Below are 15,128 nucleotides of genomic sequence, written 5' to 3'. Positions count from 1 at the left end.
GAACATTGTCCGTTTGCAGACATAAAAACAAAAAGGGCTGGATGGCAGATGCCATCCAGCCCTTTTATAATTGTAGATTACTTAGCAGCTTCGTAACGCTTAGCCACTTCATCCCAGTTAACAACGTTCCAGAAAGCAGAAACATAGTCAGGACGTTTATTTTGGTACTTAAGATAATAAGCATGCTCCCAAACGTCAAGGCCAAGAATAGGTGTCTTACCCTCCATTACTGGTGAATCTTGATTAGGAGTGCTGGTAATTTCAATTTCACCGTTGTTTACAACAAGCCAAGCCCAGCCAGAACCAAAACGGCCAGTTGCTGCGCTTCCAAACTCTTCTTTAAACTTGTCGAAGCTTCCAAATTTAGCTTTAATTTTATCAGCTAATTCTCCTGATGGTTCGCCGCCGCCATTCGGAGAAAGAATAGTCCAGAATAAAGAGTGGTTCGCATGGCCGCCGCCATTGTTGCGGACAGCTGTACGGATATCAGCAGGAACACTGTCAAGGTCTGCCAGCAATTGTTCTAAAGACTTGCTTTCCAAGTTGCTGTTCCCTTCAATTGCACCATTTAATTTTGTAACATAAGTGTTATGGTGTTTAGTGTGATGAATGTTCATCGTTTCCTTATCAATGTGTGGTTCCAATGCATCATATGCGTATGGTAGCTCTGGTAGTTCAAATTTAGCCATTTCAATTCCTCCTTATTTAGTATGTACAGGAAGGATTTCAATTCTCCCTTCCATTTAACCCAAGATTATCAAAGGGAGTTTTTTCTTGCAACTTTTATGCATTATGGAAATAAAACTTAATGAAGGTTCCATGTTCAGATAAAAACAAAAAAGACAAGCAACTATCTGCTTGTCCGTAAATTTATGTATATCATAAAGTAAAATGGTGGCTCGGGACGGAATCGAACCGCCGACACACGGATTTTCAGTCCGTTGCTCTACCGACTGAGCTACCGAGCCATAGTAAAATGTTCGTTATTTATGTTGCTTGAAGTGTTTCTCCAATGTTCTGTGCGTTAAGTTATAGCTCATCCAGTGAAGAAGCGCTTCTCCCAATCCTGCACATAGCAGGTTTTCGAGAAGATCTCATTGGCTCTCAATTGGCTGAACTGCCGATTCAAGCATTTCTTCGCCGTTCAACATACCTCATTATGTAAATGGAGGAGGATGAGGGATTCGAACCCCCGCGGGCCGCGAAGCCCCTGGCGGTTTTCAAGACCGCTCCCTTCAGCCAGACTTGGGTAATCCTCCTCGAGTAAATGGTGGACCCTGCAGGACTCGAACCTGCGACCGATCGGTTATGAGCCGATAGCTCTAACCAGCTGAGCTAAGGGTCCAGTTTATTAATTATTATGGGGCGACCGGTGGGAATCGAACCCACGAATGCCGGAGCCACAATCCGGTGCGTTAACCACTTCGCCACGACCGCCATAATTATTTGGTAGCGGCGGAGGGGATCGAACCCCCGACCTCACGGGTATGAACCGTACGCTCTAGCCAGCTGAGCTACACCGCCATATGGCTCCACAGGTAGGACTCGAACCTACGACCGATCGGTTAACAGCCGATTGCTCTACCGCTGAGCTACTGTGGAAAATTATTATGCTAATGAACGCTTTGTTTACTAAGTTATTAAGTATTCGATGAAGCGACGAAATATAATTTATCATGTTTATGTAATAATGTCAACGGTTTTAAAGAAAGTTTTTAAATCGGCAACAAAAATAATATAGCACGTCCTCTTACAGCATTCAAGAGTTTTTTACCTTTTTATCAAATTCATTCCGATGTTTATGAATGAGAAAAGGGGCAGAGATTCATCTCCACGCCCCTTTTCCCGACTGTTCATTTATTCACCAAGTACTTCTTCTGCTATATTAACAGCATGATCACCGATACGCTCCAGGTTACTGATAATGTCAACAAAGACAATACCAGCCGGTCCGGAACATGATCCCTCGTTCATCCTAATAATGTGTTTCTTACGGTATGCCCGCTCCATTTGGTCAATCTGGTCTTCTTTTTGGACAACTGCCAATGCTTCTTCTCTATCCATTTCACCAAGAGCTTTAATTGCTTGCTTTACCGTTATTAACGTTAAATCGAACATGTCATTCAAGTCCTGTTGTGCTTGCTCAGTAACAACGACTTTGTTGGAAATTTTATAATCCACTAGTTCGACAATATTTTCAAAGTGATCGCCAATTCTTTCGATGTCCCGCACTGAATCCATTAGCGCTGAGTGTTTCGCGCTGTCCGCATCAGAAAAAGAAGTTCCTGACAGGCTGACTAAATATTCGGTGATTTCCTTGTCAAGATTATTTAGTGCCCCCTCAATTTGCAACGCCATATCTGCATGTTTTTGACTATGATTGTTCAAATATAAGCTGGATTCTTCCAATCCTTTGTGAGCGTACTCGCCCATCCGGATAACTTCTTCCTTTGCCTGGTCAAGGGCAACAGAAGGAGACTGCTGGATAAAAATTGGATCTAGATGTTTTGGCTTATATTCGATAATTGCGTCTTCCCCAGGTATCAGCTTAGTCACAATATAAGCCAACGCTCCTATGAAAGGAAACTGGATGATAGTATTAGCTATATTAAAGCTGCCGTGAGCAAAAGCAATAGTCATTTCCGGGTTAAGATCCCAAGTTTGTTGTAAGTAAACAACAAAGCGTGAGTATAGTCCTAGGAAGATTAAGAAAATACTCGTCCCAACAACATTAAAAATAACATGAGTGAATGCCGCACGTTTTGCAGCAATCGTAGCACCAATTGAAGCTAGAATAGCTGTGATTGTCGTACCGATATTATCTCCGAACAGGACTGGCAGTGCAGCTTGAAGATCAATCGCACCTTGGTCGAACAATCCTTGGAGAATACCGATGGTAGCACTTGAGCTTTGGACTATAAAAGTAAATAGTGTACCAATAACTACCCCTAACACAGGGTTTTCGCTCATGCTTAATGTTAATTCATGAAATGCTTGTACTTCCCGCAACGGAGACATTCCGCTGCTCATTAATTCGAGTCCGTAGAATAATGAACCAAAACCAAAGATAGTTTGTCCAATATAAGATACTTTATTGTTTTTAAAAAAGAAGAGCATGAATGCACCGGCTGCCATGATTGGCAACGCGTATTCTCCTAGATCAATCCCGATGATGAAGGCTGTTACCGTTGTTCCGATGTTAGCACCCATAATGACACCGATCGATTGTCTCAAGGTCATAAATCCTGCATTAACTAAGCCCACCGTCAATACAGTAGTACCGGAACTGCTTTGGATTAAAATAGTAACAATAATACCTGCTAACACACCCATAAATGGGTTGCTAGTAAATCGGTCTAAAATATCCCTAAGCCGGTCGCCTGCTGATTTTTGCAGGCCATCACCCATAAACTTCAGTCCGAGCAGGAATATACCAAGCCCGCCGACAAACTCAAAAATTAAAGCTTGCACATTAATATCCAACGTTCCCCATCCCTTCACATGCTGTTTAAGTTCCAAATGCCCTTCTCATTATTAATTAAACCAGAAGAGTTTGTAAAGATTTTTCGCGAAAATTTACGTTAAATTTACATTTCTCTTAAAAACAAAGCAATTAATTTCCTTAAGGTGGAAAAACAACCAATCTAATACCGGCAATAGTTCGTTATTTTCTCTCTGCTAAATATCTCCTTTCCTTGATATGTACCCCATAAGTTTAGTTGCAATCTTGCCGCATGCAAAAAAATCGATAAATCCGCATAAAAAACTTATAATATCGTAAGAACTGCGGCTGGGCTTAGCCACGGCGCGTCCAAAAAAGCATTACATCCATAGATGTAATGCTTTTTTGTGTTTTATTATCTTGTGTTACTTTGTCTGTTTTGATACAAGAATTTTCGTTCCATCTACTTGAATCACTTGTACAGGGGTGTTTCTTTCAATCCACTGCCCATTGGTTACCGCACTATATTCCGACTCTCCGATTTTAATCGTTCCTACTGGACGCATGTCAGTCAAAGTAAGCCCCTGCCTTCCTAAAAGCATTTCGTAGGTTTGATTCATCGAATTATACCCTTTGTCCCCTGTTAGCTGATCCGCCAAAGCGAGCTTAGTCCACATATCTCTTCTTTTGAAAACCTTAAGAAAAAACAGAGAACAAAAGCCCCCGACAATTACGCCAATTATGCCATAGAGCCCTGCTGTCCAATTGGGAGAACTCAAGCCAATGGATAAAATCATACAAACCGCTCCGATCGTCGCAAGCGTTCCATCATTAAGTAATTTTCCATCAATAATAATTAAGAGTAAACCCACCAGATATATTACCAGCATAGCAATAAACGCGCCAGGCGCTAAATAAGACAGAAAATACACAGTAATAAAGCCTAAACCAAGTAAGCCGAATAAGCCTCGCATGTTTATTAATAATTCCCCGAACAAAAACAGCGTTCCTAATCCAGTTATAATGAAACATATCCAATCAGCCGAAAACCCCTCCATGTAAATCGCTCCCTCTTTAAACGCTTATCTATATTACGAGCGTACATTATTTTTCGTTTCAAAAAAAGGTATTTAAATTTTTTGTAGAAATACTATATAGAAGGCGAGGGGGCAGCAGATAATGGGATTTTTTAAAAAAACTTTTATCTTCATTCTAATTATATTATTTATATCGAGTGTTTATAAGGATTTAACTGTCGGTACTCCTGTTCCAGGAAAAGATAATGGAACGGCTGTTTCAATGCCTGAAAAGCCTGAACAATCTTCGGGAAATAAACAAAAGGAAACCGACGCATTTCAAATATTAGAAGTAAAAGTGCACCCCGGTGATACAGTGCTTACTATTGTAGAGGATATCAATCGGAGAGATACACAACTTTCAATCGAACAGGTAATCAAGGATTTTCAGACACTTAATCCGGACGCTGACCCCCATCAAATAGAACCAGATATGATATATAAGTTTCCAGTATATAATAACCAACCATAGAAATACGTTACTTTTTAAGGTTTGTCACTTCTCATTTCTGCTTTTTCCCCTTATAATAAGCAATGGTACGTAAATTACCACTTTTTTTCGCGATTAAGCAAAGGAGCGATTCATTTATGGCAATAACCCACAGAAAAAATACACGTCCAGTCAAGGTAGGAAATGTGATGGTCGGGGGTAAAAATGAAGTTGTCATCCAATCAATGACAACAACGAAAACACATGATGTTGAAGCAACTGTTAATGAAATAAATCGTTTGGAAGAAGCCGGCTGCCAAATTGTCCGTGTCGCATGCCCGGATGACCGTGCAGCAGATGCGATTCCCGAAATTAAGAAAAGGATTAATATACCATTAGTCGTTGATATTCATTTTAATTATAAGCTTGCCTTGAAAGCAATTGAAGGCGGTGCTGATAAGATTAGAATAAATCCAGGAAATATCGGTAAACGCGATAAAGTCGAGGCTGTTGTCAACGCTGCAAAGGCTAAAGGCATCCCGATTCGGATCGGTGTTAATGCTGGATCATTGGAAAGACATATTATTGAAAAATATGGCTATCCAACTGCCGATGGTATGGTTGAAAGTGCTTTGCACCATATCAAAATTCTGGAAGAGCTTGATTTCCACGATATAGTTGTTTCCATGAAAGCATCTGATGTTCCATTGGCGATCGAAGCTTATGAGAAAGCAGCCGATGCAATTGATTATCCGCTCCATCTCGGCATAACCGAATCCGGTACATTGTTTGCCGGAACAGTCAAGAGTTCTGCCGGTCTGGGAGCTATCCTAAGCAAAGGGATTGGCAACACAATGAGAATTTCCTTGAGTGCTGATCCTGTGGAGGAAGTTAAAGTAGCGAGGGAATTACTAAAATCCTTCGGGCTCGCTTCCAATGCGGCGACATTGATATCCTGCCCTACCTGTGGGCGGATAGAAATTGACTTGATCTCCATTGCTAACGAAGTCGAGGAGTACATCTCGACGATTAAGGCGCCAATAAAAGTAGCAGTGCTAGGTTGTGCTGTTAACGGGCCAGGCGAAGCAAGAGAGGCGGATATTGGCATTGCCGGCGCCCGCGGTGAAGGCTTATTGTTCCGTCACGGAGAAATAATCCGCAAAGTACCGGAAGAAACCATGGTTGATGAATTGAAAATTGAAGTTGACCGGATTGCCGAAGAATATTTTGCTAAGCAAAAAGAAGAAGAAAACAAACAAGAAGCATAAGCAATGAAAAGAGCTGGTTCCAGTAAGGAACCAGCTCTTTCTTTATACAAAGGGGGCTAAAAATAACGAAATAATAATGGAAACAGCACCAGCAATAATTGCTGTGTTTCCTAAAGTGTGTGCACCACGATTTCTTGAAACGAAACCAAAAATGACAGCGGCAGCTCCAAGTACGACTGGAAGCATGAAAAAAGACAGCACTGCCAAAATGACAGCTAACCATCCAAAGCCTGTTTGTACTTCGGATTTCATATTTGTTTCCTTTTCTCCTGAGCTTACCGGCTGATTAAATTCAGTAGCGGTGAGCTCTTGCGCCATTTCTTCGTCCCTTTTATAAGGTTCATCCAGAATATACTGCTCATCTGGATCCCGGGGAGGCATAGACTGGGCGCCTTGTTGTCTTGCTGATACAGGACCTGGTGATTCCTCTCCAAACTTTGGAGCATCCTCTATATCGTCATTTTGTTTGTTTCTTGGCGTCTCATCCATAGTAACATCCTCGCTTTCTTATCAAGGTGCTTCTATAGTTTATGAAGATCAACGCTGATATTACGCGGTAGATAATTCTAATCAAGGAAAAAACAATTAGGGCTGATCTTTTTATAAGGTCAGCCCTAATGTTCGTCAGTCTGCTGAAACAACCGCTTGTTGTGTTTTTGCTTTTGAAAGGATTTCTACAGCATACCAGCTTTTCGCATCTCCGTTTTCCTGTACATATTGTTCTAAACCACCCATCCCTCGATGATAAGCGGTCAAGGCTTCTTCCCAATTTCCATACTCATGATGTAAATAATCTAAATAAACTATCGATAGCTGCATGGAATAATAAGGATCAAATAACAACTCTTCGCTGTATGGAAGTCCTGCCATCTCTGCGACCCATGGTGCGGTGTTTTTCATGAATTGGCCCATTCCATAGGCACGGCCATACTTTGTCTCGGGTCCGACTAATTCTGTGTCAAAAGTTCCTCCTGTTTCCACTTTCAACAATTCATAAACAACTTTTGGGTCAATCTCAAATTTTTGAGACTCCTTCACTAAATAAAGGGCCCAGGACTTTTTGAAATTCCCATTGCTCTCTTCTACAAATGTATCAGCAATTTGTTCTATTTTCGGCCACGTCAAATACCCGCTTTTTTCCTTAGTTTTCACTTCTTCGGTTTGTAGATACTCATTTTGGGACCGTAATTGTTTATTTTCCTGTTTTAATTGCGTGATTTCTTGTTTTATTTCGTTCTTTTCTTGCGCAATTGCATCCATTTCCTGGTTCCCATCTGCATAGCCATTCATAATAAATAATAAGAGTGCACAAAAGATTAATATGGCTAGTGGTTTGGAACCAGTATTATTTCCAAAACCCAAAGTAATTCACTCCTTACTGCTCCAACATATCATCCAATCACAAGAATCCATACTATCGGCTGCTAAAACATATTGCAATTAATTTTACTTATCCTCTTCGGCCGGCACAAATCAACAGGCTGCTTCATACAGTATGAAGAACAGAAAATCCGTATGTAAAAGGTGACTTTAATTATTTACAGATTTCCTAAATGAAGAAAGGGTTTTTGTATGAACAGCATGATAAAAACGATGATTCTGAAAAAATTAAAACAAATAAGTACAGAAGACTTGCTCTATTATAGTGAGCAATATGATATTTCTCTTTCCAGAAAACAAGCAGCTCAAATATCCGCTTACTTACAAAAGGCTGACTTTGATCCATTCAATGAAGAAGACCGAATGATGCTTTTCAAACGCTTGGCCAAAATTACTAACGTGGAAACAGCACAAAAAACAAATCGACTATTTAAACAGCTGACAAAAGAGTACGGAATTGACTCTTGGTTCAATTAATTTCCCTCTTTGTCTGCTAAGTAAACATTTCTTAATTTAATGAAAATTAAAATCAACGAAGAACCGGCACAAGCTAAAATAAAAACAGCTGCCTGTTAACAGGCAGCTGTCCATTCTGATAATTATTGAGTAACTATTTGTTCCTTTAAGTCGGTTACGAACGATTTTCCTTTTAGCATATCAATTTCAAATTTATAAGGAGGCCTTTTACTCTTTTTATCTTCGCCTACATATGGTGTTTCCAAGATTTTAGGCAGTTCTTCCAACTGCGGGTGGTGTACAATATAACGGAGTGCGTCAAATCCAATGTATCCAAACCCAATATTCTCATGGCGGTCTTTTCCGGCTCCGCAGGTATTTTTGCTGTCATTAACGTGGACAACCTTTATCCTTTCCAAGCCTATTATTCGGTCAAACTCATTTAGCACACCATCAAAGTCATTAATAATATCATAGCCTGCATCATGAGTATGACAGGTATCAAAGCATATAGATAGCTTCTCGTTATGAGTAACACCATCAATAATTCTGGCCAGCTGTTCAAAATTCCTGCCAATTTCTGATCCTTTCCCAGCCATTGTTTCTAATGCTATTTGCACTTTCTGGTCTTTATGAAGCACTTCATTTAGCCCTTCAATGATTTTTTCTATTCCTTTTTCTTCCCCGGCTCCAACATGGGCACCTGGATGAAGAACAATCTGATCAGCTCCAATCGCTTCCGTCCGTTCAATTTCACTTCTTAAAAAGTTGACGCCCAATTCAAAAGTCTCTTTTTTATTAGAATTTCCTATATTAATAATATAAGGGGCATGGACGACTATATCTGCTATACCCTTTTCTGTCATGTGCCTGCGTCCCTCTTCAATATTCAATTCTTCAATTGGGCGGCGCCTAGTGTTTTGCGGTGCTCCAGTATAAATCATAAAAGTATTTGAACCATAGGAAGCAGCTTCTTCACTGGAACCTAACAGCATCTTTTTTCCGCTCATGGAAACATGGGAACCTAATTTCAACAATCCCTCCACCTTCTTTCTCTCTTTATCTAAAAAGATTATAACATAATAATGATTATTTTTTGTACTTATTTCTATTTAACTTTTTCTTAACCTTTTGTTGTTCTTGTTTCAATTTCTTTTTATAACCGGGTTTTACTTTTTTAGGTTTTTTAACCTTGCGCCAAGCTTCCTTTTCAGTATCCGATTCTGTTTTCTTTCTTGTACTACGTTCATTCCAAGACTTCGTCTCTATCCATTCACCCTGTTTGATATCATAGCTGGTAAACGTTAACCCTTTTTTCTCCAACTTTTCAATTAACTGAATATCACTGTCCGCGAATAAATTGATAGCTGTTCCTTCCATTCCAGCTCTTGCCGTTCTGCCGACCCGATGGATATAAAATTCTTCCTCTTTGGGAAGCTGTGCGTTGATAACATGGCTGACCCCTTTTATATCAATGCCTCTAGCAGCTAAATCGGTTGCTACGATATACTGATAGCGTAAATTCTGAATCTCTTTTAAAACTCTTTTTCTCTCCCTAGGCGATAATCCGCCATGGATAAGACCCACTTCCATTCCTCTTTCTGTCAATTCCTTGGCCAACTGATTAGCAAGTTCCTTCCCATTCGTAAAAACTATCGCTAAATATGGATGAATTGCCTCAGAAATACGGAAAACCATCTCGGATGTAGAACGATGCCTTAACGGAACCAGCCGGTGTTCCATCGTTTCTGGAGAAAGTTTTTGTTCATCGGCCTTCAAGTATGCCGGACTTTCCAAGTATTTCTTTAAAAATGGCTGAAGCCTTTCAGGGATAGTCGCAGAAAAAACGAGCAGCTGAATTTCCTGGTTTGTTTTGACTAAGATTTGGTCTACTTCTTGAATAAAACCTAAATCAAGCATCAAATCAGCCTCATCGACTACAAATGATTTAGCAGCAGAAAAATCCAAAGCACCCTCATTAACAAGGTCCAGAATTCTCCCAGGAGTACCTACTACAATGTGAGGTTGTTCTTTTAATTTTTCAATTGAACGTTTTTTATCCGTTCCGCCAATTAACAGTTTGGCATGCCAACGGTGATCTTTATTTGCGTAGTGGATAATTTTCCTTACTTCGTCATGGATTTGGATTGCCAATTCCCTAGTAGGGGCAGTTATAACAAATTGCACTTCATTTTTCGCTTCATTTATTTGATTAAATAAAGGTAGTAAATAAGCATGTGTTTTGCCAGACCCTGTATGCGATTGGCCAATCACACTTTCCCCCCTTAAGACCGCCGGAATGACTTTTTCCTGTATAGGGGTTGGTTTATGGAATTCTAAACGATCAATCGTTTCATTTATTATTGGATGCAAAGAATATTGTTTAAATTGGTGACTCTTCATTTACAAACTCCTTTAAGTTGACTTATGCTACTTACCTATTATAGGGCAGACAGGTTTTTTTTGCACGATAATCCTGAAATTTCAATTCAACAAGCCTTTTGCCTTATATATTTTGAACTCCTCTAAGCTTTTCCTTCAATAATTTTTGTCATATACTAGCTTTGCCTTTATAATAAATGTGATGCCCTTAAAAACTAAAAAATGAATGTGCGAATATATATCAGAGGGGGAACCAATCATGGAAGTAATTAAAATAGCCCCGCGCGGTTATTGTTATGGAGTAGTAGATGCAATGGTCATTGCCCAAAATGCTGTAAAGGATCCAAATCTACCTAGGCCTATTTATATTTTAGGAATGATTGTCCATAATTCACATGTGACCAAAGCTTTTGAAAGCGAAGGCGTAATCACGCTAGATGGAAAGAATCGAGCAGATCTCCTTGATGAGATTAATGAAGGCACGGTTGTTTTTACTGCTCACGGAGTTTCACCAGAGGTAAAAGAACGTGCCCGAAATAAAGGGTTAACTGTATTAGATGCTACATGTCCTGACGTAACGAGAACCCATGATCTTATCCGTGAAAAGGTACAAGAAGGCTATGAAGTGGTTTATATCGGGAAAAAGGGCCATCCAGAACCTGAGGGTGCCATCGGAGTTGCACCAGGCCATGTACACCTCGTACAAACGGAAGAAGATGTCGAACACCTGGAAATGGATTTTGAAAAGATCATCGTAACCAACCAAACAACTATGAGTCAATGGGATGTTTATGACGTTATGCAGAAGGTAAAAGAAAAATACCCGCAGACAGAGATGGTCCAGGAAATCTGCATGGCTACTCAGGTGAGGCAGGAAGCTGTCGCAGAACAAGCAAAAGATGCCGATCTTACCCTGGTTGTGGGAGACCCACGCAGCAACAATTCCAATCGGCTTGCCCAGGTTTCACAAGATATTGCGGGCACTAAAGCTTATCGGATTGCAGACGTTTCTGAAATCAAATTAGAATGGTTGGAAGGAGTCAGCAAGGTTGCTGTAACTGCTGGTGCATCAACTCCAACACCAATCACTAAGGAAGTCATTCGTTTCATCGAAAACTTTGAAGCAGCGAATGAAAAAACTTGGGACCTGCAGTCGAAAGTTGAACAAAAGAAAATACTGCCAAAAGTAAAAGTAAAAAAAGCAAAATAAATTTTGGTTAGCAAAAGGCATAACGTGGAACACCCACGTTATGCCTTTTTAAAACAATTATCCTAGACCGGTCCGTCCACTCAATTCGTCGCTAACCGGGTGTCCTCCGTTTTTCTATTGTCTAACTGCGGACACCAGCGACCCGCTTGACTTCCTTCCCTGTCCCTTCAATAAGTCAAGCACAAAAAGTTCAAGCGTCTTTTTGGCTATCCTTTATCTCGGACCGGTCAGTCCACTCAATTCGTCGCTAACCGGGTGTCCTCCGTTTTTCTATTGTCTAACTGCGGACACCAGCGACTGCCTTGACTTCCTTCCCTGTCCCTTCAATAAGTCAAGCACAAAAAGTTCAAGCGTCTTTTTGGCTATCCTTTATCTCGGACCGGTCAGTCCAGTCCATTCGTCGCCAACCAGGTGTCCTCCGTTTTTCTATATAAAATGGAATGGTTCGGTGTTTGCTTTGGATATGATTACTTCTGTATCCACTTGTAATTCCTGTAATAGTTTTTGTAAGTAGTCTTTTACGGCTTGCTTCATAAATTTTTCGACATGGTGTCCTGGGTCAATGATATTTAACCCGGCTTGCCATGCATCCTGTGCTTCGTGAAAGGTTAAATCACCCGTGATATATACATCTGCACCTTGTTGATATGCCTGATTAATAAAATCCTCTCCGCTTCCGCCTAGAACAGCTATTTTTCTCACTTCTTGCTCCAGGTTTCCGACTACTCTGACTGTTGGTACATCCAGCCGTGTTTTGACATGATTGCTTAATTCCTGCAGTGACATGCTCGCTGGAAGGTTGCCGAGACGGCCAACGCCGGTACTTTTCCCTTTATTTTCTAATGGCAGGATATCATATGCCGGTTCTTCGTAAGGATGAGCTTCAGTCAAAGCTGTCAAAACATCGGATAGTTTACTTTTAGGGATAATTGTTTCTAATTTCTCTTCTTCCACGCGCGCCAGTTCATCCTGAGATCCAATGAATGGCTGTGTTCCCTCCTGTGGCTTAAATGTTCCTTCGCCAACTGTGCGGAAGCTGCAATGGCTGTAATTCCCGATATACCCAGCCCCACGGACTGCCATTGCCTCCCTGACACTGTCTGTATAATCTACCGGAACAAATACGGCAACCTTTACCAATTTGTCCTCTCCCGAAGGTACGAGTACAGACGTTTCTTTTATGCCAAGCTTGTCTGCCAAAATATCACTGACACCGCCTCTGGTGATATCTAAGTTAGTATGCGCAGCATAAACCGTAATGTTGTTTTTTATCAGTTTTTCGATGACTTTTCCCTTCGGATCTTCCAAGTTGATTTGTTTCAAGGATTTAAACAGCAGCGGATGATGTGCAATAATCAGGTTCACATCGGCTTCTATCGCTTCATCTACCACATTTTCCAGTACATCTAAGGTAACCATTACTTTGTTGACCGGGTTGGACAAAGTTCCTACTTGCAATCCGACATTATCCCAATCATATGCCAGCTTTTGGGGAGACCACGCCTCGAATAACTCAATGATGTGCTTTCCGGTTGCCAGCTTCCCATTCACGCTAAAACCCCCTTAATAATTTCTATTTCTTCTTTAAATTGGTCGATTTTTGCTTTGTCGGGTGAGGATGCATGGCGCATTTGATAAACTACATTCTCTCTCTTCTTTATTTCTGATTCCCACTTGTTGATGAAAGCCATTGACTTTTCTTTTAATAAAAACGGACCGCAGAGTAATTCTACTTCATTCATAGCCGCTTTCACTTCAGATTTATCAGCTGCTAAAACCTCATATATATGGCCTGCCTCTTCAATTATATCTTCACCTATCAATTTGTACCCATTTTCCTGAAGCCATACACGGATGGATCTTGCCTCTAGATTCGGCTGAGTGATAATCCGGCCAACAGTCGAGAGTTTATTTTTCCCATTTTCAAGTATGTCCGTTATAAGACTGCCACCCATCCCGGCTATAACAACCTGTTCTACTTCATTTGCCTTTAAAATGGACAGGCCATTGCCTTTTCGGACTGCAATCCTAGCCGATAGCCCTTGCTCCTCAACATTTCTTTTTGCACTTTGGAATGGCCCTTCATTTAACTCTCCCGCAATAGCCAAGGCTTGCTGATCCTGCCGGCATACATATACAGGCAGGTAAGCATGGTCTGATCCTATATCCGCAAACACTGCGCCTTCAGGCAAGAAAGAAGCAACACTTTTCAGCCTGTCGGACAATAATCTTCCATTCATCTTGTAACTCCTTTCTAAATAGACAGGTAATTTAGCCTGTATACTACCTGGCAAAAAAGAAAAAGCCTCCTGTATACAGAAAGCTTTTCCTTCTCTGGTTATTGATGTTCTGAGAGCCACTGAGCAAGCAAGTCTGCTTCTTTTTCTTCTACTAAACCGCCCGGCATGGCAGTACCCTCAATGCCATTAATGATGATTTCTTTGATTTCATCCTTCGAGTACCGGCTGCCAACTTCTTGTAAGTTGGGGCCTGCACCACCAGATAAATCTCCGCCATGGCAGCTTGCACAGTTATTTTGGAAAATAGCTTCCGGATCATCCGATGCTGTTTCTTCTCCTCCGCCTTCTCCAGACTCCTCCTGCTGGCTTCCTTCTTCTCCAGCTTCCTGAATATCCTGGTATTGATCAAGTCCAACAATAGATAAAACAATCATAGTAAGTATTCCCAATACTGCGATAATTGCAAAAGGGATAACTGGGTTTCTTTTCATGTCTTTGTCCTCCTTATGTAATCCCCATTCTTGTCCTAGCAGACCAAACTATATTTATTTTACTTGAAAATATAAGAAGAGAAAAGGGAAATGACAAGAAATTTTAATTAATAATATAGAATGTTAACAAAATCATACCAATCATTCCTACTGTAAACAAGTACTTGTCTTTTTGTTTGCGTCCGAGCAGCATCCACCCGACAAATTGGATATACATCATTCCTGCGATTATCCAAATATTCCTGGAAATGAATCCAATTATATAAATGGAAACTAAAAGCGAAATTAGGAGCAAAATGATAAGCGAAAAAGGTATTTTTAAAAATTTGACCTTACTAAAATACTTATAGCAGGCAAATGAACCTGCAAAAAAAATAAATACCAGGAAGATTTGCAATCCCTTTCCGATTTCAGTAAAATTAATGACAAGATATGTTAACGGTAACAACATTATATTAGAAAAGAGCAGCAACAATAGCTTTATGTTTATCGCTGGTAAAACTTTCTCGTCAATTCCCTCTCCTTGAGAATAGAGAGCCAGCAGAAAATCACAATATTTACTTGGCAGCAGCTTACTCTGTTTCCAGCTGATTATTTCCTGTATGATGATTTCTTTTTTATCATCGGCCATTTTCTTCCCCCATCCTGTTTGCATTAAGCCAGCCAATAAAGATGTTTTTATGCTTTAAGCTTATCAAATCCCGGCAGAAATTGGAATGCCAAGCAGCTATGAAGACGGATGGGAAAATGGCA

At 40.5% G+C, this 15,128-nt stretch carries 15 protein-coding genes and 6 tRNA genes; 4 read left to right on the top strand and 17 right to left on the bottom strand.

Features of this window, described 5'->3' with window-relative positions:
- Positions 1 to 77: 77 nt before the first annotated feature.
- The 9 genes from sodA to BLR93_RS16470 form a co-directional block, all read right to left on the bottom strand.
- Entirely contained in the window at positions 78 to 689 is a 612-nt protein-coding gene (gene sodA / locus BLR93_RS16510; protein WP_093216990.1) for a superoxide dismutase SodA, read from the bottom strand.
- Positions 690 to 892: 203 nt separating this feature from the next.
- A tRNA-Phe gene (locus tag BLR93_RS16505) sits at positions 893 to 968 on the bottom strand.
- Between the two features lie 198 nt (positions 969 to 1,166).
- Positions 1,167 to 1,259 (bottom strand) — tRNA-Ser (locus tag BLR93_RS16500).
- Positions 1,260 to 1,268: 9 nt separating this feature from the next.
- A tRNA-Ile gene (locus BLR93_RS16495) sits at positions 1,269 to 1,345 on the bottom strand.
- A gap of 16 nt (positions 1,346 to 1,361) precedes the next feature.
- A tRNA-His gene (locus BLR93_RS16490) sits at positions 1,362 to 1,437 on the bottom strand.
- 10 nt (positions 1,438 to 1,447) lie between these two features.
- A tRNA-Met gene (locus BLR93_RS16485) sits at positions 1,448 to 1,524 on the bottom strand.
- Between the two features lie 3 nt (positions 1,525 to 1,527).
- Positions 1,528 to 1,602: transfer RNA gene (locus BLR93_RS16480), tRNA-Asn, on the bottom strand.
- A 255-nt stretch (positions 1,603 to 1,857) separates the two neighbouring features.
- Positions 1,858 to 3,483, bottom strand: a complete 1,626-nt coding sequence (locus tag BLR93_RS16475; protein ID WP_093216987.1) for a Na/Pi cotransporter family protein — start codon at positions 3,481 to 3,483, stop codon at positions 1,858 to 1,860.
- Between the two features lie 384 nt (positions 3,484 to 3,867).
- Positions 3,868 to 4,500 (bottom strand): NfeD family protein, encoded by a 633-nt coding sequence (locus tag BLR93_RS16470; RefSeq protein ID WP_093216985.1) that lies wholly within the window; start codon positions 4,498 to 4,500, stop codon positions 3,868 to 3,870.
- A gap of 121 nt (positions 4,501 to 4,621) precedes the next feature.
- On the opposite strand from BLR93_RS16470, the gene BLR93_RS16465 reads away from it, so the two are divergent.
- Positions 4,622 to 4,990, top strand: a complete 369-nt coding sequence (locus tag BLR93_RS16465; protein WP_093216982.1) for a hypothetical protein — start codon at positions 4,622 to 4,624, stop codon at positions 4,988 to 4,990.
- A 116-nt stretch (positions 4,991 to 5,106) separates the two neighbouring features.
- On the top strand, positions 5,107 to 6,216 hold the full coding sequence (gene ispG, locus BLR93_RS16460) for a flavodoxin-dependent (E)-4-hydroxy-3-methylbut-2-enyl-diphosphate synthase (protein ID WP_093216979.1): 1,110 nt from the start codon (positions 5,107 to 5,109) through the stop codon (positions 6,214 to 6,216).
- Between the two features lie 42 nt (positions 6,217 to 6,258).
- On the opposite strand, the gene BLR93_RS16455 is transcribed toward ispG, so the two are convergent.
- Both BLR93_RS16455 and BLR93_RS16450 read right to left on the bottom strand, forming a co-directional pair.
- Entirely contained in the window at positions 6,259 to 6,705 is a 447-nt protein-coding gene (locus BLR93_RS16455; protein ID WP_093216977.1) for a DUF308 domain-containing protein, read from the bottom strand.
- 135 nt (positions 6,706 to 6,840) lie between these two features.
- Positions 6,841 to 7,578 (bottom strand): transglycosylase SLT domain-containing protein, encoded by a 738-nt coding sequence (locus BLR93_RS16450; RefSeq protein ID WP_245690183.1) that lies wholly within the window; start codon positions 7,576 to 7,578, stop codon positions 6,841 to 6,843.
- 210 nt (positions 7,579 to 7,788) lie between these two features.
- Here BLR93_RS16450 and BLR93_RS16445 point away from each other — a divergent pair, with 210 nt between their 5' ends.
- The gene (locus tag BLR93_RS16445) at positions 7,789 to 8,073 is read left to right on the top strand and encodes a DUF2624 domain-containing protein (protein WP_093216974.1); all 285 of its coding nucleotides are present in this window, start codon (positions 7,789 to 7,791) and stop codon (positions 8,071 to 8,073) included.
- Between the two features lie 122 nt (positions 8,074 to 8,195).
- Here the strand turns inward: BLR93_RS16445 and BLR93_RS16440 are convergent, their stop codons facing one another.
- Together BLR93_RS16440 and BLR93_RS16435 are read right to left on the bottom strand one after the other, a co-directional pair.
- On the bottom strand, positions 8,196 to 9,089 hold the full coding sequence (locus BLR93_RS16440; protein WP_093217177.1) for a deoxyribonuclease IV: 894 nt from the start codon (positions 9,087 to 9,089) through the stop codon (positions 8,196 to 8,198).
- Between the two features lie 52 nt (positions 9,090 to 9,141).
- Complete coding sequence (locus tag BLR93_RS16435) at positions 9,142 to 10,455, bottom strand: DEAD/DEAH box helicase (RefSeq protein WP_093216972.1); 1,314 nt, start codon at positions 10,453 to 10,455, stop codon at positions 9,142 to 9,144.
- 238 nt (positions 10,456 to 10,693) lie between these two features.
- On the opposite strand from BLR93_RS16435, the gene BLR93_RS16430 reads away from it, so the two are divergent.
- The gene (locus BLR93_RS16430) at positions 10,694 to 11,644 is read left to right on the top strand and encodes a 4-hydroxy-3-methylbut-2-enyl diphosphate reductase (RefSeq protein WP_093216969.1); all 951 of its coding nucleotides are present in this window, start codon (positions 10,694 to 10,696) and stop codon (positions 11,642 to 11,644) included.
- A gap of 426 nt (positions 11,645 to 12,070) precedes the next feature.
- Here BLR93_RS16430 and BLR93_RS16425 read toward each other — a convergent pair whose 3' ends face one another.
- From BLR93_RS16425 to BLR93_RS16410, 4 genes are all read right to left on the bottom strand, one after another.
- Positions 12,071 to 13,195 carry a Nif3-like dinuclear metal center hexameric protein gene (locus tag BLR93_RS16425; protein WP_093216967.1) on the bottom strand — a complete coding sequence of 375 codons (1,125 nt, stop codon included), beginning with the start codon at positions 13,193 to 13,195 and terminating at the stop codon, positions 12,071 to 12,073.
- The gene (locus tag BLR93_RS16420; protein WP_093216964.1) at positions 13,192 to 13,884 is read right to left on the bottom strand and encodes a tRNA (adenine(22)-N(1))-methyltransferase; all 693 of its coding nucleotides are present in this window, start codon (positions 13,882 to 13,884) and stop codon (positions 13,192 to 13,194) included. The genes BLR93_RS16425 and BLR93_RS16420 overlap by 4 nt, the downstream gene beginning before the upstream one ends.
- Before the next feature lie 98 nt (positions 13,885 to 13,982).
- On the bottom strand, positions 13,983 to 14,375 hold the full coding sequence (gene cccA / locus BLR93_RS16415; protein ID WP_093216962.1) for a cytochrome c550: 393 nt from the start codon (positions 14,373 to 14,375) through the stop codon (positions 13,983 to 13,985).
- 103 nt (positions 14,376 to 14,478) lie between these two features.
- Positions 14,479 to 15,006, bottom strand: a complete 528-nt coding sequence (locus BLR93_RS16410; RefSeq protein ID WP_093216959.1) for a hypothetical protein — start codon at positions 15,004 to 15,006, stop codon at positions 14,479 to 14,481.
- Between the last annotated feature and the right edge of the window lie 122 nt (positions 15,007 to 15,128).

The organism is Sediminibacillus albus, assembly GCF_900101125.1.
GTDB lineage: Bacteria > Bacillota > Bacilli > Bacillales > Amphibacillaceae > Sediminibacillus > Sediminibacillus albus.
The sequence above is the reverse complement of the archived record's forward strand: the minus strand, read 5'-3'. Positions and strand labels throughout refer to the sequence as shown.